Here is a 20,204-nt window from a genome sequence, read left to right as displayed (position 1 = left end):
GAGTTGAGCTGAAAAATACATATGAATGAATTTCATTCAAACAAATACCACGTGAGTTGCTTGCAATATCATATTACGTTTTTTACAAATAATAATATTCTGCTGGAAAAGGAGGAAATAGATTTTATAAAGTCCTATTTTAAAAACGTCTCCTTACGTCATGAATTTAAAATAGTAGGAATGGACATCAAAGGGTTCAGTGTAACATTAATTATTAATTGTAAAACAACACATTATATACCTAATATTATGAAAGCTCTAAAGGGTGGGTCGGCAAGGTTTTTGTATAAAAATTTTCCGGAAACTAAAGTGAAAAAAGGCGGAAATCTGTGGAATCAAAAATATTATATAGCTACTGACATTCGACAACTAGATACCATGGTCCAGGATTATAAGGAAACTTAGGGGGGGCAGTTGTAGAAATGAGATTACTTGTGAGAAACGATGCTATTGAAAGATCCATTAATAATTCCATGCTCACTATCATCGACTCTATTTTTCAAAAAATAGAACAGGCTAAAAGGCAGCAAGAATTTAATAGTAATAAGCTCACAGTTGACGGTAAGCTTTCATTATCGAATGAAGAGAGGGAAGAAGCCGAGTACAAAATTTATTACGCTTTAATAAAAAAACGTCAGCCAGATCTATTTGAATTAAATGGAGATTGTATAGAAATCTTTTCATGGGATCAGGAAAAAAGATTATTTCAAATATTTCATAATAACGATCAATTTTATGGTGTTTATAAACAGGAGTCCAAAGAAGCTCACAAAGTTACTGAAGTCTTTCATTCTAAAGAGGAAGTACTTCTGAACACGTTCGGAACATCCAAATTTGAAAGATTCAGAGGGCATGTATTTTTTCTTTCGAAAGACGGAAAAGCATTCTCTCTCCAGAATAATCAGCAATTTCGACTAAATTTAGTGAAACCTTTTAAAACCCAAGAATTCTATGAAAATATTGAACAAGCAAGATCCTCTATTGTAAAAGATGAATTAATGAAGGATTTGAAAATTAGAATACAAGTCCTTCGTAGAACGTTAGAGGAATATTATATTCCTTCGGACTTTATAGGAAAGATTATCACATTAAACAGTATATCCAAAGAAAATGAAGGGGTTAGAATCTCTTTTGAAGAGAATAAAAAAGAACAAAACATAAGGATACCTACTCTGGATAAAAGATGGATGGAAAAAATAAGGGACAATCCAATAATGAAAGTAGCCTTTGATGAACTTATCGTAGATAGTTGTTCTATTAGAGAAGGTTTTCTTGCCTTTTACGATCTTGAGATAAAGAAAGTGCTTCAAACAAGGCAGCATGATTTTGAGGTCATCTCAGATGAAGAGGGTTCGTACATTGGGAAATTAAGTGCGACAGGTGGGGTAAAAAAAATATCACCATACTTCTCTGAAAAGAAGGCCAATGAACAATTAGAAAAGTTGAAACATTATATTCAATTGGAAAAACAGAAAGATAAATACAAGGAAACGGAAGTAGAATCAAGCATCGAATTCATGGAACTTGGTGAGAGAAACTAAAAGGAGGCAGAGGAAAGTGAAAACGCTCAAAAAATTACAACCCATACTCTTGGTTACAGCCATAGTGTTATTTCTTTATGCGATTCCAGAGCATGCATTTGCAGCTAGTGAGATTGAGGCAAAAGTGAAGGAAGGGCTTAAACAAATCCAATCATTCTTAACAGGAATTGTGGTGATAGTAGGAATCTGTGTAGGTGTTTGGATCATTATTAAAAAATTACCAGGCGTAGACGATCCTCATACGAAAAATGAAATGTTCCGAGGGGTTGGAATGGCACTTTCAGGTGTAGGGCTCGCATCCGCTCTTGTTTGGATTGTTCCTTGGATATATTCGTTATTCGCTTAAATAGAGGGGATTATTATGATTACAAATGAAGAAGTGAAAACAGCCCTAAAAGAATTACTAGGACAAGAAGATTATCGAAAGGGGAAAACATTCGTTTTCCCTGATAATGTTGATCGATCTTATAACATTGTCAAAGGTTTATCGTTATCGAATTTTTTAAAATTTATTTTGCCGGCGATTATTCTGGCGGCAGTTATCCTGCTTATCCCACCATACTCATTAGGATTTATGATGGTCAAAATGTTCTTTGTGGCATTGTTGCTATTAGTCTCTTTTATTTTTGCCGTTTTACGTCCAATTACATCTAGACCAAATATAACCTACAGTAACTATTTAAAACTAATTTTTAATTACAATAGTAGACAGAAGTTGTTTTTTTTGAAACCGAATAAAAGGGATGAATTCCATGGTTAACAATAAAATCAAAAAAGATAAAACAGAGTTTGACTTTGAAGTGGAAACCCTTGTAAATACGGGCCATAAAACAATTCAAGATCTAAGCTTGATCGAAGGTATATACAAGGATTATGTACTTTTAAAAAATGGGTACCTAGTTTCCATTTTGCAAGTTAGTGGAATCAATATGGATTTATTAGCTGAGTATGAACAGAATCGCTTATTTGAAGATTATGGATCATTTTTAATGAGCCAAGTCCAAGATCAATTACAAACCATCTCCATGACGGTACCCGTTGACTTACGATCGTACAATTTAGGTTGGAAAAAACGATATCTTCAAGAACTTGAAAATAAAGACACCGCTGGGAATGAATATAAGCGAAAATTAATCGCTTCATATATAGATCACTTCCAAGGCATCCGGCTTAAAGATGAAATGTCTACGAAACAGCATTTTATTGTCATTAGGGAGAAAATGAGTAAACGTACTTTTCAGGGGTTAGATCGTTCAGAGAGTATTTTAACAAAAAAGGTGGAAGAAATATCAAACTCTTTACGATCTACTTTTGAGACATACGATTTAGCCATCAAGAAATTATCCGAGAAAGATATTTTAACGCTGTTGTACCGGTACTTTGATTTTGAAATGTCGAAACTATATGTTTAGCCACTCGGGAAGGAGAAAAGCTTATGCCTTTTTCTTTAGCAACACTTTTTCCATCAAGAAAACGTGAATATGAACCAGATGAAAAGCGGGAACAAAACGATCAGGACTTCCTACATGGGATTTTTGATAAAGAAGAACTTAATTCAATCTATCCTTTTGTTTGGAAGGAAAATAAGAGTTTCATAGAAAGTGGTGGCAACTTCATTAAAGTACTGGCTGTTGTTTCTTATCCAAAAGAGCAGAAAGGGAACTGGCTATCTGATTTGAAACGGTTAAAGGGAAACATATCCTTTGTCCAATATCTAGAACCTGCTAACTCTGAAGGAATGATAAGCTATTACAATGACTCTATCAAAAATAAGGATGCTGAACTCTTAAAAACAAGAGATCCAGCTACGCGTATAAGATTACGATCAGAACTTGACAGTGCAAGATACCAACTAAACCAGGTTTTAACAAACCGTTCCAACTTTATGTATCTGTACACATATCTTTTCATTCAAGCGACATCCCTAGAAGATCTTAAGACCTTAGAGGATAATGTACAAAGAATCCTCACGAAATTGCGAATGAAAGCTTTAAATCCTCATTATGCTACTCCCATGGCTTTCTGGTCTGCTCTACCTTTAGGGGATAATCAGTTAAAAGATTATACATATCAGATGTGCAACAGTGATACCGCCTCTTCCTTTTTTCCGTTTGATGATTCAGAAATTTGTTACTTATCGCCGAAGGCTCAGGTTGAAGGGATTAATAAGACAACCAATTCATTAGTAGCGATTGATTATTTAGATACACAGCGTACATTAAATCAGAACATGGTCGTAATCGGGACATCGGGGGTCGGTAAATCGACCTTTATGGTTCAGAAGATTCTTCGCTGCTTTGCAATGGGAATCAAAGTATATATCATAGACCCGGAAAATGAGTACTCCCATATCGTGAAAATTCTCGGTGGAGAGGTGGTACATCTTAGTGGTAATAGTGCAACAAAGATCAATCCTTTAGAGATATTCTCGACAGAAATTACAGACACTGAAGACTTTAATAATGAGGCAGAGTTCGTAAGAGATCTTGTGAAACAAAAGATTCAACGCGTTAAGGCCTTTTTCAAAGTGTTAAAAGCCGATTTAACCCAGGTGGAATCCAGTATATTAGACAAGTCTCTTACCATTCTTTATAATCGCTTTTCAATTAACGAAGAAAGCGAATTTAAAAACCTGAAAGCTACTGACTATCCTACTCTGGAAGACTTTTATAAAGAGTTAGGGGAATTAAAGAAAAAAGATATCGAACGATATGAAAAAATCAAAGATTTTTATTTTATATTAGAGAGTTATGTCTATGGCTCCAACTCATTATTTAATGGCCACACGAATGTGAATATTAATAATTCGTTATTCTCCTTTGATTTAAAATCACTTCAAAATGAAGTAGATGTACAAGCTGCCTGTTACTTTAACATTTTTGGCTTCTTATGGGATGAAGTAACACAAACAAAAGATGAGTTAATATATCTATTTATCGATGAATTTCATTTCTTATCAAAAAACCCGGATTCTATGAGATTTTTCTATCAAGCGTACAAACGATTTAGGAAATACAATGCTGGTGCGATTGCAGGTACACAACAAATTATCGATGTTCTCGATACCGTTGATAATCTGGGTGCTGCGATGATTGAAAATAGCCAAACAAAGGTGTTTTTTGGTTTAGACAATAAAGGTGTAGAAGATGTTGTAAAAAAAATTAATCTATCATTTTCTGATGAGGAAATTTCTTTATTAAGGGCAAAACGACAAGGAGAAGCGTTAATCACATATGGATCTCAACGTGCTTTTATCAGGGTAGAACTTACACAAGAAGAACTTCGTCTTTGGAATAGAAAGCGATATTTTGAAAAATATGGGTTGAATCCTGACGAAATCCCAGACTATGAAGCTAGGAACGAAATGACTCCTATTGAAAAAGAGGAAGTGCGAAATTTCGTTCTGTAAAGGAGGGACATAAAAGTGAAAATCCAATTACTAGAACACGGCACGTTATTCATTCATCAAAATAAGCATTACAGTTTGGAGATACCGGCAAATACGGTGTTGGCAGAACGCCTAGAAGATTTAAAAGATCTTCTGGAAGAATCATCTTATTTCTTTACTCTCCATGATATAAAAAGAGAGAATGACCGATTTATTCTCGACTATGAAATGGAGGAAGATTACCAACCAATTATAACAGCAAAAGAATATTCAAATGTATTACGACTCGCCTTATTAAATGAATTGCTAGAGATAGACCCGTTAAATACAATGAAAGAGAGAGTATTGATCCATCCAAGGAACATTTTCTTTAAAGATATGAAAACATTAAAGTTTCTCTACAGAAGCAACCAATGGTTACCCTATGATGACCATGTAGAAATGCTAGACCAGTATAAGATTTTAATTGTCTCCATGTTTTCACGTTTCTCCTATGAAAAATATAAACGAGAAAAAAATAATCTTTTACAAAAGGAAAATGATGAATTCCTTTTTCGAATTGAAAATGCAGAATCCGTTATAGATTTAAAAGGATTGATTTCCGAGAGACTACGGCAAGAGGAAACCAAACATTTCTTCGGATTGGGAACGGAACAACTAAGAATGAAGAAGCAAAAGAGGTTCTTGGCAGGATTATCAATTGGGATTTGTGCAGCCGCCTTTGTTTTAGCCCTTTTATTTCAACAATCATCAGTAAACAAAATACAAACGGTCTATGCTAGGGAACTTCAAAAAGCTCAACAAGAATCAAGGTTTTATAAACTATTAAATGAAAATAAATATGATGAAGCCGTTTCGTTCTTGAAAAAAAATGGAGGCAATATAAAGCAAATCGCCAATGTGTACCTTGAAAAGGGTGAGTATCAAAAGGCAATTGATACAAATAAACGTTTAATAAAACCGACGATTGAGACCTTATATAAAGCAGGTAAAAAGGATGAAATTCTAGGGTTGAAAGCTGAAAGTAATTATTTGGATATTGAAAAGAAAATAATAAGTTATGATTACAGCACTTTGTTATCCATGCAAGCATTTGTAAAAGATAAAGACCAGCAACTTCGTATGGGGAAGGCCTTTGCTGAACATGGTGATCTTGGAGATGCCAAAAGTTTAAACCAAAGGCTCAAAAATAAAGAATTAGAGTCTACTATAAGAAAAATAGAATTGGAGAATCAAGTGGCTGCGTTAGAAAAACAAATAGAAGATATTAAAGAAAACGAAAAAACAGTAGATAAACAAAAAGAGCTTGATTCTAAAAATAAGGAACTTGAAATCGCGAAAGCGGAGAGAGAGAAAATCGATAAAGAAGTGTGGTGAAAATAAGTGGCAGCAACTGTTGCTGTGAAGGGAACCATTTTTGTTGTTAGGAACTGGAAGCAAATTACGATAGGATTCGTCTTTTCTTTAATTGTAATGGCTGGTTTGCTAGTTGGGATGCAGTCTTCCCAACAAGAGTCATTAGGGAACATTAACTCACCATTAGGGACAGCAAATGTTCCTCCACATATTGCACAATGGAAAGGGCTGGTTCATGAATATACGACCAAGTATGGTATCCCAGAATACACAGATTTTCTCTTAGCCATCATGTATCAAGAACTAGGTAGTTACAATACGTTAGATATTATGCAAAGTTCAGAATCTGCTGGGTTACCACCTAATGCCATTCAAGATCCGGTTATGTCAGTAAATCTGGGGGTTAAACATTTTAAATCGGTGCTAGAACAAGGACAAAAGGCTGGAGTAGATTTTGCTACTATCGTTCAATCTTATAACTTTGGTTCTGGTTACCTTAATTTTGTTGCCTCAAATGGTGGGAAACATTCAGTCGAATTAGCTCAAGCGTTTTCCTTGAGTCAATCTGGCAAACTAGGATGGGGATGTTCGGATTGGAGAGCGCCTTACTGTTACGGAGACTATGTGCGCCCATAAGGGGGCAAGGAGACACAGTGATTGCAAACTGTTAGGTCAACCCTAAACGACCTAGTATCACTTGGCTTACCTCGGAGGGAAACCATAGGGGGACAATAGCATGCCAAGAAAGCCGTAAGTTGGCTAAGTATCAAGCCACGACTGAGCGGCAAGATATAAAGCACGAACGAGGATGAAGGCTATACTGCTTGAACGATAGCATAAGGGAGGCCACCGTAACTAATCTCGGAAGATGCTTACAAACGAGATTCGACAAGTGTCATAAGGATTGTATAGTCATCCTCTATGAATAGGGTCATTTGTCGCCCACTTCCATATGGAAGAAACGTGTGAACGTCGCATCCGACATCGTGCGTGCAAGTTCCTTGCTTACTAAATGGGGATTGCCTAAGTCAGAATGCCTAAATGGCTATTAAGGATAGCTTCAAGACCTGAATGGTCAAGAAGTATGGATTATGAATATCTGATATGGCAACGGAGCCTTCGTAGTAGTCAGAGCTAGGGAAAGCCTAGTACAGGGCGAAGGAAGGCAGTCTGTCGGCTTACTACAAAATTGGGGAGGTGCGAAAGGCACTATGCAATGTCCAAAAGTAGTATTAAGCAATCTGCGAAAGAAGAGTCTAGATGAAAAATATCAGTACACACGACTCTATCGAAATCTTTACAATCCAGATTTCTTTTTACTGGCATACGAAAATCTAAGTAAAAACGATGGCGCATTAACGATGGGAGTAGACCAACAGTCTATTGATGGATTTTCAATGGAAGAAGTCAGTCGACTCATTGAAATTTTAAAGAACAAGAGTTATCAACCCTACCCTTCTAAAAGGGTCTATATACCGAAGAAAAACGGTAAGATAAGACCTCTAGGGATACCTAGCTTCTGTGACAAATTAATTCAGGAAGTTATTCGAATGATTTTAGAAGCAATTTATGAACCGAATTTTTCTAACTCCTCACATGCTTATCGCAAGGAGAAGAGCTGTCATACCGCTCTATTAGAAATAAAGCGTACCTTCACAGGATGCAAATGGTTCTTAGAAGGGGATATTAAGGGCTTCTTTGATAACATTGAACATCATACCTTGGTTAAAATTCTACGGAGAAGAATCGCTGATGAAACCTTTATAGACCTAATTTGGAAATTACTTCGTTCTGGATATCTAGACGACTGGAAGTTCCATAACACATATAGCGGAGCGCCACAAGGTGGCATCATCAGTCCGATACTCTCAAATATTTACCTAAATGAATTGGACACTTACATGGAATCCTTTAAAACCAGCTTCAACAAAGGTACAAAACGAAAGCAAAATCCCGAGTACCAAGGGTTACGCAGTAAGGTGCGTTGGCTTCAGAAGAAAATTGACAAAGCTTATGAACAAGGAAATCTCGAGAATTTAGATAGCCTGAAAGAAAAGCTAAAGGCATTGAAACAAGAACTGACTGATATGCCATATAGTGATCCAATGGACAATGGATATAAACGACTTACCTATGTGAGGTATGCTGACGACTTTCTTATAGGAATTATCGGGGCTAAAGATGACGCACGTTCCATAAGAGACGAAATAGCTACTTTTCTCAAAAAGGAATTAAATCTAGAACTGTCCATGGAAAAAACACTGATAACAAACGCCTCAAGTATATGTGCTCAATTTCTCGGGTATGAAGTCAAAGTATTCAAAAGCCAAACAGTTCGCACTGACAGTCTAGGAAGAAAGAAGAGACTGTTAAATGGTAAAGTCCAATTAAAAATGCCATATAGTGCATGGGTAAATAAACTACAAAAATATCAAGCCATCGATATGGGCGCCATCGGCATCTGGAAGCCTCAACCAAGGAGGTACTTCCAACAAAATGAAGACTTAGAGATTGTTGCTCAGTACAACAGTGAAATACGAGGATTGTATAACTACTACCGACTAGCTGAAAACGTGAGCAATCATATGCATCGCTTCGCTAACTTCATGTTTTACTCTATGATTAAGACTTTCGGAACGAAGTACAGAACGAGCACTAAACAAATTCGGCAGAAATATATGAAAAACGGACACTTTACAGTGGAGTACGAAACAAAGAGAGGAATCAAACAAATCCGCTTTATAGAAAGAAGTTTTCCGAGAGTAAATGGGCTTTCTAAAGAACAGACAGATATTGTGCCAAATACAAGGTACATAATGAGTACAACAAAACTCTCGGATCGAATCAAAGCCGAAAAGTGCGAATTGTGCGGGCGAAGCAATACAACAATACACATGCATCACGTTAAAAGATTGAAAAATCTTCGGGGAAAGTCGAGTAAATCATATCTCGAACAACAGATGATAGCGAGAAATCGAAAGACTATCGCTCTCTGTAAAGAGTGTCATGTAAAAAGGCACAAAGGCGAGATATAAAACGCAGATGACAGATGGAGAGCCGGATACACTGAGAGGTGTAAGTCCGGTTCGGGGAGGAGCATTTGGAAACCTATCACAGTGAAGTGAAAAGGCGCTGGGTGCTTACTCTACACATATGTACAAAAAGTGATGAAAAATCTAATGCCTACCGGTATGGTTGTTGGAGGTGGAAATGTTTCTCCATTGGGGGAACAAGCATTTAATGTAATTATTTCAGAAGCACAAAAATATATAGGCTGGCCTTATGTATGGGGAGGTGCACAACCTAGTACAGGATTTGATTGCTCAGGCTTTACACAATGGACATTTGCTCAGGCTGGCATAAAGCTACCGCGAACAGCTCAGGAACAGTACGATGTATCTTCAAAAATCTCACCTGCTGAAGCAAGGCCGGGCGATTTTGTCTTTTATACTGGTACATATGAGACCGATAATTACATCACACATATAGGAATATACATGGGAAATGGAAAAATGTTTGATTCGAATGGTTCAGGTATAGGAACCCATAACATTAAAACTCCTTACTGGCAATCCCATCTGGTTGGTTTTGGTAGAGTGATCCATTAGGAGGAGGGAAACACCTTGAATAAAGTATTGGCTGTTCTGCTAGGAGTATCTATTTTAGCAAATATGATCCTAGGGTTTATGTACGTTGGACAAAGAACAATGGTCAACCAAGCAGAGGAAGAAAATAAAGAAACAAAAAAACAGATGGTTCAGCTTAAGAATGAATCGCATAAAAAGGAAAAAGCACTGACTACCTTTCAACAGAATGAAGCCTTTTATGAAATTGAAAATAGTGAAGAGATTAAAAGTTTTGTAGGTGAAACTTTTAGAGAGTTATTTAATTACGACAACAAAAATTATGCTGCCCGTTTTGATCAGGTCCGCGATAAACTAACAGAGTCCGTCATTTCAAAACTAAAAGCTTCAGGAGAAATGGGAAGTACACAAATTGAATTCAAAAATGAAGTGCAGGTTTTAAATGTCTATCTAGATGCGGTCGATAAGCACCAAGCAAAAGCTCTTGTAACCATGGAAACACAATATTCAGTGGGCGGAAGCCAATTCCCAAGAAAAAATCAAATGTATGAAGTAACGCTTGCCCAAAGAGGAGATAGATGGTTGGTTGATAAATTAGAGTTAATGGGATCCTTCGAACCCTTTGAGGAGAACTAGATATGCTGTGATTAAAAAGTAATCCAAAAGGAGAGAAACCGATGAAAATGTTTGGACTACGCCTATTGTTAACGGTCTTTTTACTAATCCTTCTTGAACTGATCGTAATTAATATAGCCGGAATTCTTCCGTTTATTGCTGCGCACAAGGATCATGTATCTGATGCTCCATATTTCGAATTTATAACGGATAACCTACTGCATCCGATTGAGAATTCAACCCTCATGATGGAAGATAAAAATCCTCTTTTCTTTTTAGGTAGTGGGGCAGTTGTCCTATTCTCCTTCTATGCTACTTTTTTTATGAAAGGTGCCAAAGGCAAATATCAGTTAGCAGACAAATACGGTGTTCATGGTTCAAGCCGATTCGCTCACAAGCATGAAATATTTAAACAGGGCGAGACAGTTGGAGTTCCGGTAAATCAACTCATGAAAGATTTTGAAGCTAGTTTGCTAGTGTCTAAGGAGGAGAAGTGATTTGGCTGCAGATTACATGAAAAGTAACGGAATCATAGCCGGTATTTTGAATAAGGCAGTTATTGTGCAGCCAACAGATTCAAACCTTCCAAACAGAAACCACTTTGTAGCCGGTGGACCTGGATCTTCCAAAACACAAGGGTATGTCGTAACTAATGTGTTACACGAAAAGGAATGTTCTTTAGTGGTGACAGATCCGAAAGGTGAGGTCTATGAAATGACTTCTGAAGTGAAACGAAGGCAAGGCTATGAAGTTCATGTGGTGAATTTTTCAGAAATGGAGTATTCTGATCGCTATAATCCATTTGATTATGTCAGGGAGGAAATTCAAGCATCTACTGTAGCAAATGCGATAGTTGCTTCTAAAAATGATTCTAAACGAAAAGATTTTTGGTACAATGCACAATTTAGCTTGTTAAAAGCGTTAATCCTGTATGCCGTTCACGAGTTGCCACCCGATCAACGCAACATGAAAGGTGTTTTGGATTTTTTACAAGAATTTGATCCAGAGGAGAGCAATGATGGTGCCAGTGAATTAGATGAACAATTCTTAAGACTAGACAAATCGCATCCAGCAAGAAGAGCATATGAGTTAGGATTTAAAAAATCCCAAGAAAAAACTCGCGCAAACATTATTATTTCTTTACTTACGACAATAGGTGACTTTACTTCCAGTTCGGTTTCACGGTTTACGAGTTTCTCCGATTTCTTTTTAGGGGATGTCGGAAAAAGGAAAATAGCTTTATATGTAATTATTCCAGTTATGGATTCCACATGGGAAGGCCTAATTAATTTGTTTTTTAATCAAATGTTTCAGGAATTGTATAAAGTGGGGGCAACGAACAGGGCAAAGCTCCCTCATCCTGTGGTTTTTATCCTAGACGAATTCCCAAACTTGGGGAAGTTTCCGGACTATGAAAGGTTCTTAGCAACCTGCCGTGGATACGGAATTGGGGTATTAACTATTGTTCAAAACATCACTCAATTGCAAGAAAAATATGGACGGGAACAAGCCGAATCCATTTTAGGAAACTGTGGAACAAAAATTTGCTTAGGGAATGTAAATGAAACAACCGCAAGATACTTTTCACAGTTAATGGGGAAAACAACAGCCAAAGTAGAAACAGGTTCATCCTCAGAATCAAAAGGGAAATCATCGAGTACCTCTTCTTCATCGAGCTACTCATATTCAGCACGGAACTTAATGAATGAAGATGAGATTCTAACCATGGATAAAGATGATTGCATTATTATAATAACTGGAAAACATCCAATAAAGGCTAAAAAAGCTTATCAATATCGCTTGTTTCCCAATGTAACGAATTCATTTTATGTAAGTCAATTAGTCTATCATAATAACCCTTCACAAGAAGTTTTAGACGGGTTTGAAGTAAGAAAAGAAGAATACAAAAGGTACATAAATTCGAATGATCGGAGAGTTGCTTTAAAAAAGACTGAGGTTGAACTGCTAGAAAACCAGGTAAAGAAAGCTGAAAAAGAGGATGAAATGCAGGAAAAACTCGCGATGAGCTTTTTTTCTCAAATGAATTCAACTCCTAGTGAGAATCCACCCAAGGAAGGGAGCACTTTAAATTGAAACAAAAGGCGTTGGTTATGTTTGTATTAATGGTATGTTTTTTTCTTGTTGCATGCAATGGCACTGAAAACCAATTCGATCAAAAGCTGGAACAAGAAAAGGCAACAAAGGTAATGAATAGTGTTCTAACTTCGTTTGACGATGAAGAAAAGTTAGCTGAAGCAAAAACAAGTGACGAAGCGAACCAAATTGCATGGGAGAAAATTAAAGAAAGGAATACTGCTTCATTATCAGATGATTTAAACGAAAAGGATGAAAGTAGGTTACTTTACCTTTTAACTACGAATAAAGCAGAAGATTTATCTAATGGCGGAACAAAAGCAAATCTACTTTTTTCTCAAGATACTAAGAATAAAAATGTTTCCTTTAATGAATCAGCTAAGTCATTTACCTTTGATATAGAACGTAGTGGTTTTGATCATAAGTTAATCACTCTAGAAAAACAAGAGGATAAATGGAAAATCGTAAAAGTTGCCGATCCTGAATAGGAGTGATTCATCTTGTTTAATTTTAAGGAAAAAATAGTTGAGGCTATCCAAGGGATATTGGAGGATTTTATTCAATGGTCACTTCTTATTTGTAATGATTTGTTATTAAAACAAAATCCTGAAATCGAGTTCTTTACATCAGTCAATAATTTCTTGCTTGCGCTAACCTCTACAATAGCAGTAACTATCATTTTATATAAAATTGTCGAAGTCATGTCAAGGAACGCTGCAGGAGATGCCATTTCTTACGGACCCGTTATTGTTAATACCTTAAAAAGTGCCTTGTTGATCCCAGCAATGCCTTTTATTCAGAAGATTTTGTTAGAAAAGGTCGCCTATAACATGGGGAACTGGATGATTGGAGAAGGAAGCAAGGTAAGCAAAGAAAAAATTGAAGAGATGTTAGTTCCTAGAAACTTTGCTGCCCTTCATTTTCAAGGTGCTGCACTACTTATATTACTAGCGGTATTTGCGGTAGCATTTATAGCTTTCTTATTCTCTGTTGCAGTATTCCATGCAGATATCATGTTCTTATATTTATTATCTCCATTGGCTTGTGTATCCGTCATTGCGGATGATAATGAATATTTGGGTGTATGGTGGCGTGAATTATTAAGTCAAATAGTAACTATAATTGCGAAAATCTTTTTATTTGTTGTAGCCTTAAGTATCTTAATCAATGAAAATATTACATTCCTCAATTTTCTTCTACTTATGGGATGTTGTATTCTCCTTATCAAGAGTCCGTCAGTCCTTAGAAATATGTGGTATTCATCGGGTTCTGGAAGAGGAATGATTGGAGCTATAGGAGGAACAACCAAGCTGGTAGCAAGAAGATTTCTATTAAAAAGATAAAACAAAGGCGACTTCAATGTCGTCTTTTGTTGTGTAGTAAATTAGAAACTCAAGGATTTTTAAAATAGACTATTTGTCTACACATTCAACACATGTTGCGTGCTAATCATTACTGGTATTAAATAATAATAATTAGACATATGAAAAAATGAATGAAAGAACAAATTATTTTTAGGTCTTTCATTCATTTTTTTAAAACTGGAAGTTTTTTGAAAACCAAAATTGCCCGGTCCATGCAGTATATAGGAATTCATACTTAATATCACTGTCATACTCCATTTAAATATAGGAGAATAATCATTTATAACTACCGCCCCTTGATACAATTTTCAAGGAATCTGAGAACTTTTGCTTTAGTGGGAATACAAAAAGTAAAATAAAGGTGAATTTTAATCATCTTTGCGTACGATTATACCTAAACTTTCTATTTTATCTATAATCTCTTTTAAAGATTTTTGTCCTAAGTTCCGTAATTTACTTATATCCTCTTCTGACTTATTAGCTAAGTCATGAATAGTATTAATCCCATTGCGTTTTAGACAGTTAAAGGAACGAACAGAAAGGTCTAAATCCTCAATAGTCAGGTTAAGAATTTCTTTTTCTTTTGAAACTTCTTCTTTTTCCAACACAATTTGGCTATCTTGTAATTCAGGATTAAGTCCTACTAAAATAGAAAGATGTTCCTTAAACACTTTTGCACTTTCAGAAATGGCTTCGCTGGGCCCTAAACTCCCATCTGTCCAAAGTTCAATATATAACCTTTCTGAACTAACCAATTGACCTACACGAGTGTTCTCAACTAAATAACTGGCACGTGAAACTGGTGTATAGATGGAATCAATTGGTATGACACCTACTTTACGTCTGTTTTGTTCTGCAGGAACATAACCACGTCCACGTTTTGCAGTTAGACGCATTCTAAAATGTACATTTTCTTTAAGTGTGGCAATATGTAGATCGGGAAATAAGATTTCTACATCACTATCATGAGAAATATCAGCAGCTGTTATTTTACCGGTTCTATGTACATCGATCATCAATTCTTTCTCATCGTCAGAGAGAATATTCATAGATAATTTTTTTATGTTCAAAATGATTGTTGTTACATCTTCTTCTATCCCATCAATAGTTGAAAATTCATTCTCCACACCATCTATTTGTATGGTAGTGACAGAGGCACCTGGGAGTGAAGATAAAAGGATGCGACGTATCGAGTTGCCAAGTGTCGTTCCAATTCCTCGCATAAGTGGTTCAACGACAAACTTTCCATACTTGGCATCCTGGCTAATCATAACCTTTTCAATTCTTGGCACTTCTATTTTTAACATCCGAATCATACACTCCTTTTGCTCATTTACACCAAATATAACCTATTATATCTAGTTAATATACTCCAAGTATCATGAGGAATGCTAGTTTAACGATAAGATCTGTATTCAACGACAGTCTTCTTGGTCTCCAGCAGGAAAGTGGAATTTGGATATTTACGAATTCCGGATAATTTTTTAAGCATTTTCTAAACATATCATTAAGTAAATCTATTTAACACAATAATAAGCTTCTTTTACTAACAGTCTAACGAGAACCCTTGCTTCAAGCTTGCGGTCACTCCGTTTCCGTCTATAGGATGAGGAAAACACTAGAATTTTGTGGGGGTTTAAAGACGGCAATCTTTAGCCGATAATAATATATCCGTTCAAGTTACACCTGAACTATAACTTCACCATCTAAGGTTGGCACCCCTTAATATTTACTATCTCTTCCATGAAGCTATCAAAGGAGGGTTTGTTAACCCAAAATGGAGGGCTGTTTCCGTTCCTGAAGAACCTGTTTTTTTTATATAGCTTAATACATCCAGCTTACATTGAACAGAATAAGCACTTTTTTTTTCTTTCTTCTTAATCTTTTCTCACCGAACTTTTCGTACGCTTTTACCCATTTAAAAATTGGTGTACTGTCTTTCGTACCATTTTCTTAGCTAACTGGTTATATCCCAATTTCCCATCTTGATATTCTTTCACTAGCATTAATTAAAATGCTCATTATATTTGGCCATAAAAATACACCCCAAAGTAAGGTTTTTACTCTAACTTTTGGGGTGCACTTCATTTTGTAATTGCTTTTTTATGTTCTTTGCATACCTTAAAAGTCTTTTGTAATTACATAGGATTTTATTATAATTATTGATTTACACAGTTGAATCCCAATATTTTATAACTCACTTTCCGAGGAAAGCTAAAAAAAACATAATTTATTAATAACATATATGTTAATTTATATTACGATATATGAGTATAAGTTTTTTTATAAATCAATATTATTATTGTTACTAACAATATAATTAACTAGTGCAACCAAGTAATCGTGTAATGGGACTTGTTAAAGACTAATTAAAACATTTAGCATTACTTATCTTTTGCAAAACCTACAGGAGAAATGATAGAGTTCCTTAATTAAAAAAAGGAAATTGAGAAATCAATAAATATTATTGTGCCCTTAATCTAACATGAACATTGTTAAATTATCTACAGAACCTGAATCATGCTACATTAAAGGTAATACGGGATTATTCCAACAGATAATGCTCGTTAACCTCTTTAGAAATGCAATTGAGGCAATGCCTTCAGGGTGAACTCTATCAATTATAGGAACGGTAGAGAAATCTACTGCTAAAGTAACCACGCTGTATTGACTCCAAAGATCCCATCTATTCCTTTTGTGTAATAACCAATTGATGTAAGTTTTCTCTGTAGCTCTGTTACAGAGGGCCCCCTGCTCCCTCTTTTAAGAATGGCCCCACTTCTACTTGTACTTACATAAACAGATGATCCTGATCCCTCGGATTCTGCGGACGCGGGCTCTGGGGGGACAACCATACCAAAACTAAACACCAGCAGAAACGCAATGGCAAAAAGACTAAACCATTCTCTCTACATAATGAATCCCTCCAAATTTCTAATCTGTTATTCTAGCATATCTTCCACACCGTCTTTATTTTGGTGCTTTTTTCCATGGTGATAGTTAATATCTTATCAACAATTTTTGAATTACTTCTATTGCCTCGAAAAAGGTCATTTTAGATTCACCAAATTATTTCTATTTTTCGAACTTTTAATAATATTCATTTGACAAGCCTCCCACATAGGTGTAATTTACATATATAGTTATATATTCATTAGGAGGTTTTTATAATGGAATTAAACAATGAATTCGTTACTAATTTTGGTGAATCCCTATTAAACATTTGGACCAACAGTTTGGACAAGGTGACCGCATCTCAAGAAGAGATAGAAAATCTTTTGTTTCAAGCATTTACAACACAAATAGAATCATTGGAGAAAATTGCTGGCGGCATGGACTTAATACAGGAACAACAGAAAAAATTAATTGAAGAAGCTCGCGATTATGTACAGAACAATGTTGAAAAAGTTTTCGGGGAACAAGCAAGCGAAACTTTCGAAAAGTGGAATGCACAACTAGATGAAATACATAACCGTGTTCAACAGTTAACCTCGACTCCATACAAAGAAAGTTTAAATTTATTAATTCAGTCACAAGAACAGTATCAACAATCATATAAATATCATATCGAACAGCAAAAAAAGTTTCGTGTTGAGGTTTTAAATCAATTTAAAACTGCACAAAAAGGATATACGGATTTATTTGATTCCAACACAAAAATAGCATTTAATTTGTTTAAGTAGAACCTGGATTGTCCAGCTGGGGCCTGTTCTTTTACTGCTGTTGGCAATGCATCAGGGTTAAATATAACAGTTGCCGATATTGCATATTATCATTCTAATGAAGATCTTTATGATAAAGGCATACAGGATGTTGAACATGCGATGGAACATATGGAAACAGCAAAAACTAATTATATTTGGGATTATTTTAATGATATAGAGGGGCTTAGAAAACATCGCCTAAGTGCTTTAAATGATTGTGCAAAGGATATGAAACAATCAAGTCAAAGGTACGTTCCTGTCACATTACCGTCATTACCCTTTAAGGATGGAGAATTTGATGTTCTTCTTTCTGCCCTTTTTCTTTTTATGTACGCTGACCGATTAGATTATGAATTTCATACTGACACTTTAGATGAATTATTAAGAGTTACCAAGGAAGAAATTCGCATTTTTCCTTTAGTGGATTTGGAAGGAAAACGTTATAAACATTTAGAGAAAATAATCAGTTATCTTGATAAAAAAGGATGTTCTGTGGAAGAGGTTAAAGTTCCATATGAATTTCAGGTAAATGCTAACTCCATGTTAAAAATTTAAAAAGGTTAATACGAAAAAGGGGAACTTACAGATGTTTCCCTTTTTTAACTAATTTTCTTCAACTTACCCATTCGTTAACAAAAGAACAGAAGGGTATCCTCTTGTCAGCCTTTGAGCAACACTGTTTCATTTATTAATTCAAAAGTTTTTTTGACCATCAATTTTACTCCCTCTAAGAATAATAAAGTCCTATTATGTAATCTCCCAAAACTCCATGTCATCTAGTACTAGGTCATAAGGTGTTTTTATTTCACTCCAACTAATTTTTCTCCTGTTTGAGATATGCCAATGTTCTTTCCCACTTAAAGAAGTAAAATATTCTAAAACCCCCCTAGCTTGTATTGCATCTTCTAGGTAAGAATGCAGTATTTTTAAACACTTTCTCTCTATAGCAACCCCTCTTTCTCTATGCTTTAAAGGGATGCGTTCAGACATGGCAGCAACTTGATATTCAAATGAAAAGTGTGGACTATAAGAAAATTTTCTTTTAGTTTTACTTTCATAATTATTTTCAAAATACAACTCAGCAAAGTCTATTCATCTTTAAAGACATTTGGTTGTTCTGAAGAAATAGGGGTTGAACCAAAAGACCCTTTAGGTAATCTCAATGGTGATGCAATATAAAGATATTGAGTCATAATTCCATCTCCTTAGAGTTAAATAATCCTTTTTTTATATAGAGATGAGCTTAGGATAAAAATTCTCCATCCTAAATATAGAAATATATTTATTCACCTACCCCTGTAAGGAAGTAACACTGTTTCTACCCAATTTTGAAACATAGAATATGCTTGCTGCTCAGTTTTGATATTTCCTAAAAATACGCCAAAGTAATCATAATAGTAATGCTTAGTATTTTCAAATATTGCCGTATACTCTTGTTTGCTTTCAAAATCATAAAAAAACAAATCCATTGTTTTATCTTGTCTCTCTAAAGCAATTGCCTCTAAATAAGAGGAAAATTCATCTTTAAAATTGTCTATATGTAAATGGTTCCCCGTATAATTTTCAGTGTCAATGTATTCTTTATCTTTCATATCAAAATAACTCCTGATTAAAACCAAAATTTTTTAGAAGTTTTTTAGTATCATTCTCATTTTTTAAAATAACGGAATTAAGGAAATCCTTATTTCTCTCTTTAATTGCTTTTCTGATTTCATAAAAAGGGATTAACCCTTCTTTCAGCATTTTTATATATTCCTCATACTCATCTTTACTGGAGTAGAAGACTTTATTAGTTTCAGCAACATCTAAAGTATTTTTTTCTAAATCATCTATGATTAAATTTACTGTGTCATAATCCCCTAGTTTAAGGTAAGTGTACAATTTATCAACATTCCAAAGCACTTCACCATATTTCTTTAACTCATGATTATTTATTAAGTCCAAATACGTTTTAAGATCTGTTACCTCTTCAAGAACAGGAGCAACATGCTTTTGGAAAACAGATAATACATCAATTACAACAGAAACTGTCTTTGTGTAATTTAGCCTGTCAAATTCCCAGTTATCAGCATTGGCTAAAAAATCATCAAGTCTAAAGTTTCCTTCTCTTAATAAGACCTTGTCATTCTTTATACAAAAAGGAAATATTCCAATGTTTAGTGTGAAATCAATAGGACTGCTTTTAAATAAATAATTGGTTTGTATAATCTCGTAATTACCCACTACTTTGATGAACAGGGAACCCTTCAGTTTGAATCCTAAACTTTCTGAATAATCTTTGAAAACTTCTTTATAAGCTTTAGTTAATAATAAACTCATTTTCATCCCCCACATTAGGAATGTATTTTATTTCCTTTGTTTTAGTTTCCTTACTAATCCAGTAGCAGCTAGATACAATCCCAGAAAAATAGGTAATTTGTGATTAACATTTTCTGACTTGTCTGTAAAAAAAATAAAGCCTATAAGTACAATAAGGCATAAATACACGAGGTTCTTCTTCTTTTCACTAATTTTAAAGATTTTAAAGGGAAGAGTCAGTGATCCTAAAATTAAAATAA

22 protein-coding genes are annotated in these 20,204 nt (G+C 35.0%); 17 read left to right on the top strand and 5 right to left on the bottom strand.

Annotation, left to right across the window (positions count from 1 at the left end):
• The first annotated feature begins 21 nt into the window (after window positions 1–21).
• The 15 genes from tnpA (at window position 22) to J7E81_RS08705 (ending at window position 13,921) form a co-directional block, all read left to right on the top strand.
• Window positions 22–405: an IS200/IS605 family transposase gene (gene tnpA, locus J7E81_RS31340; RefSeq protein WP_215041779.1), complete on the top strand. Its 384-nt coding sequence runs from the start codon at window positions 22–24 to the stop codon at window positions 403–405.
• Between the two features lie 17 nt (window positions 406–422).
• A complete protein-coding gene (locus J7E81_RS08770) occupies window positions 423–1,541 on the top strand; it encodes a hypothetical protein (protein WP_215041778.1) in 1,119 nt (372 codons plus the stop codon).
• A 16-nt stretch (window positions 1,542–1,557) separates the two neighbouring features.
• Complete coding sequence (locus J7E81_RS08765) at window positions 1,558–1,887, top strand: CagC family type IV secretion system protein (RefSeq protein ID WP_308162184.1); 330 nt, start codon at window positions 1,558–1,560, stop codon at window positions 1,885–1,887.
• A gap of 15 nt (window positions 1,888–1,902) precedes the next feature.
• Window positions 1,903–2,301 (top strand): hypothetical protein, encoded by a 399-nt coding sequence (locus tag J7E81_RS08760; protein WP_215041777.1) that lies wholly within the window; start codon window positions 1,903–1,905, stop codon window positions 2,299–2,301.
• Window positions 2,294–2,953, top strand: coding sequence for a TrsD/TraD family conjugative transfer protein (trsD, locus tag J7E81_RS08755; RefSeq protein WP_215041776.1), 660 nt, complete (start codon window positions 2,294–2,296; stop codon window positions 2,951–2,953). Before J7E81_RS08760 ends, trsD begins: the two co-directional genes overlap by 8 nt.
• A gap of 23 nt (window positions 2,954–2,976) precedes the next feature.
• Window positions 2,977–4,950 (top strand): VirB4 family type IV secretion system protein, encoded by a 1,974-nt coding sequence (locus J7E81_RS08750; protein WP_215041775.1) that lies wholly within the window; start codon window positions 2,977–2,979, stop codon window positions 4,948–4,950.
• A gap of 15 nt (window positions 4,951–4,965) precedes the next feature.
• Complete coding sequence (locus J7E81_RS08745) at window positions 4,966–6,306, top strand: type VII secretion protein EssB/YukC (protein ID WP_215041774.1); 1,341 nt, start codon at window positions 4,966–4,968, stop codon at window positions 6,304–6,306.
• A 6-nt stretch (window positions 6,307–6,312) separates the two neighbouring features.
• Window positions 6,313–6,921, top strand: a complete 609-nt coding sequence (locus tag J7E81_RS08740; RefSeq protein ID WP_215041773.1) for a lysozyme family protein — start codon at window positions 6,313–6,315, stop codon at window positions 6,919–6,921.
• Between the two features lie 575 nt (window positions 6,922–7,496).
• Window positions 7,497–9,320 (top strand): reverse transcriptase/maturase family protein, encoded by a 1,824-nt coding sequence (locus tag J7E81_RS08735; protein ID WP_215041772.1) that lies wholly within the window; start codon window positions 7,497–7,499, stop codon window positions 9,318–9,320.
• A gap of 144 nt (window positions 9,321–9,464) precedes the next feature.
• A complete protein-coding gene (locus J7E81_RS08730; RefSeq protein ID WP_251028546.1) occupies window positions 9,465–9,893 on the top strand; it encodes a C40 family peptidase in 429 nt (142 codons plus the stop codon).
• Between the two features lie 15 nt (window positions 9,894–9,908).
• Window positions 9,909–10,505: a hypothetical protein gene (locus J7E81_RS08725; RefSeq protein WP_215041770.1), complete on the top strand. Its 597-nt coding sequence runs from the start codon at window positions 9,909–9,911 to the stop codon at window positions 10,503–10,505.
• 41 nt (window positions 10,506–10,546) lie between these two features.
• Window positions 10,547–10,981 (top strand): hypothetical protein, encoded by a 435-nt coding sequence (locus J7E81_RS08720; protein ID WP_215041769.1) that lies wholly within the window; start codon window positions 10,547–10,549, stop codon window positions 10,979–10,981.
• Window position 10,982: 1 nt separating this feature from the next.
• Window positions 10,983–12,578 (top strand): VirD4-like conjugal transfer protein, CD1115 family, encoded by a 1,596-nt coding sequence (locus tag J7E81_RS08715; protein WP_251028545.1) that lies wholly within the window; start codon window positions 10,983–10,985, stop codon window positions 12,576–12,578.
• Window positions 12,575–13,066 carry a hypothetical protein gene (locus J7E81_RS08710; protein WP_215041768.1) on the top strand — a complete coding sequence of 164 codons (492 nt, stop codon included), beginning with the start codon at window positions 12,575–12,577 and terminating at the stop codon, window positions 13,064–13,066. The genes J7E81_RS08715 and J7E81_RS08710 overlap by 4 nt, the downstream gene beginning before the upstream one ends.
• A gap of 12 nt (window positions 13,067–13,078) precedes the next feature.
• A complete protein-coding gene (locus tag J7E81_RS08705; protein WP_215041767.1) occupies window positions 13,079–13,921 on the top strand; it encodes a conjugal transfer protein TrbL family protein in 843 nt (280 codons plus the stop codon).
• 389 nt (window positions 13,922–14,310) lie between these two features.
• Here J7E81_RS08705 and J7E81_RS08700 read toward each other — a convergent pair whose 3' ends face one another.
• Both J7E81_RS08700 and J7E81_RS08695 read right to left on the bottom strand, forming a co-directional pair.
• Complete coding sequence (locus J7E81_RS08700) at window positions 14,311–15,249, bottom strand: DNA-directed RNA polymerase subunit alpha (RefSeq protein WP_215041766.1); 939 nt, start codon at window positions 15,247–15,249, stop codon at window positions 14,311–14,313.
• Between the two features lie 1,341 nt (window positions 15,250–16,590).
• Window positions 16,591–16,797, bottom strand: coding sequence for a peptidoglycan-binding domain-containing protein (locus tag J7E81_RS08695; RefSeq protein WP_215041765.1), 207 nt, complete (start codon window positions 16,795–16,797; stop codon window positions 16,591–16,593).
• Window positions 16,798–17,112: 315 nt separating this feature from the next.
• Between J7E81_RS08695 and J7E81_RS08690 the strand changes: the two genes are divergently transcribed.
• Window positions 17,113–17,625: a hypothetical protein gene (locus tag J7E81_RS08690; RefSeq protein WP_215041764.1), complete on the top strand. Its 513-nt coding sequence runs from the start codon at window positions 17,113–17,115 to the stop codon at window positions 17,623–17,625.
• Window positions 17,626–17,766: 141 nt separating this feature from the next.
• A complete protein-coding gene (locus tag J7E81_RS08685) occupies window positions 17,767–18,201 on the top strand; it encodes a class I SAM-dependent methyltransferase (RefSeq protein WP_251028544.1) in 435 nt (144 codons plus the stop codon).
• Between the two features lie 192 nt (window positions 18,202–18,393).
• On the opposite strand, the gene J7E81_RS08680 is transcribed toward J7E81_RS08685, so the two are convergent.
• The 3 genes from J7E81_RS08680 to J7E81_RS08670 all read right to left on the bottom strand — a co-directional run bounded on the left by J7E81_RS08680 (window position 18,394) and on the right by J7E81_RS08670 (window position 19,965).
• Window positions 18,394–18,723 carry a hypothetical protein gene (locus J7E81_RS08680; protein WP_251028543.1) on the bottom strand — a complete coding sequence of 110 codons (330 nt, stop codon included), beginning with the start codon at window positions 18,721–18,723 and terminating at the stop codon, window positions 18,394–18,396.
• Between the two features lie 209 nt (window positions 18,724–18,932).
• A complete protein-coding gene (locus J7E81_RS08675) occupies window positions 18,933–19,238 on the bottom strand; it encodes a hypothetical protein (protein ID WP_215041763.1) in 306 nt (101 codons plus the stop codon).
• Between the two features lies 1 nt (window position 19,239).
• Window positions 19,240–19,965, bottom strand: coding sequence for a hypothetical protein (locus tag J7E81_RS08670; RefSeq protein WP_215041762.1), 726 nt, complete (start codon window positions 19,963–19,965; stop codon window positions 19,240–19,242).
• Window positions 19,966–20,204 lie beyond the last annotated feature (239 nt).

The sequence above is a fragment of the Bacillus sp. ISL-18 genome (assembly GCF_018613415.1).
Classification (GTDB): domain Bacteria; phylum Bacillota; class Bacilli; order Bacillales; family Cytobacillaceae; genus Neobacillus.
The sequence above is the reverse complement of the archived record's forward strand: the minus strand, read 5'-3'. Positions and strand labels throughout refer to the sequence as shown.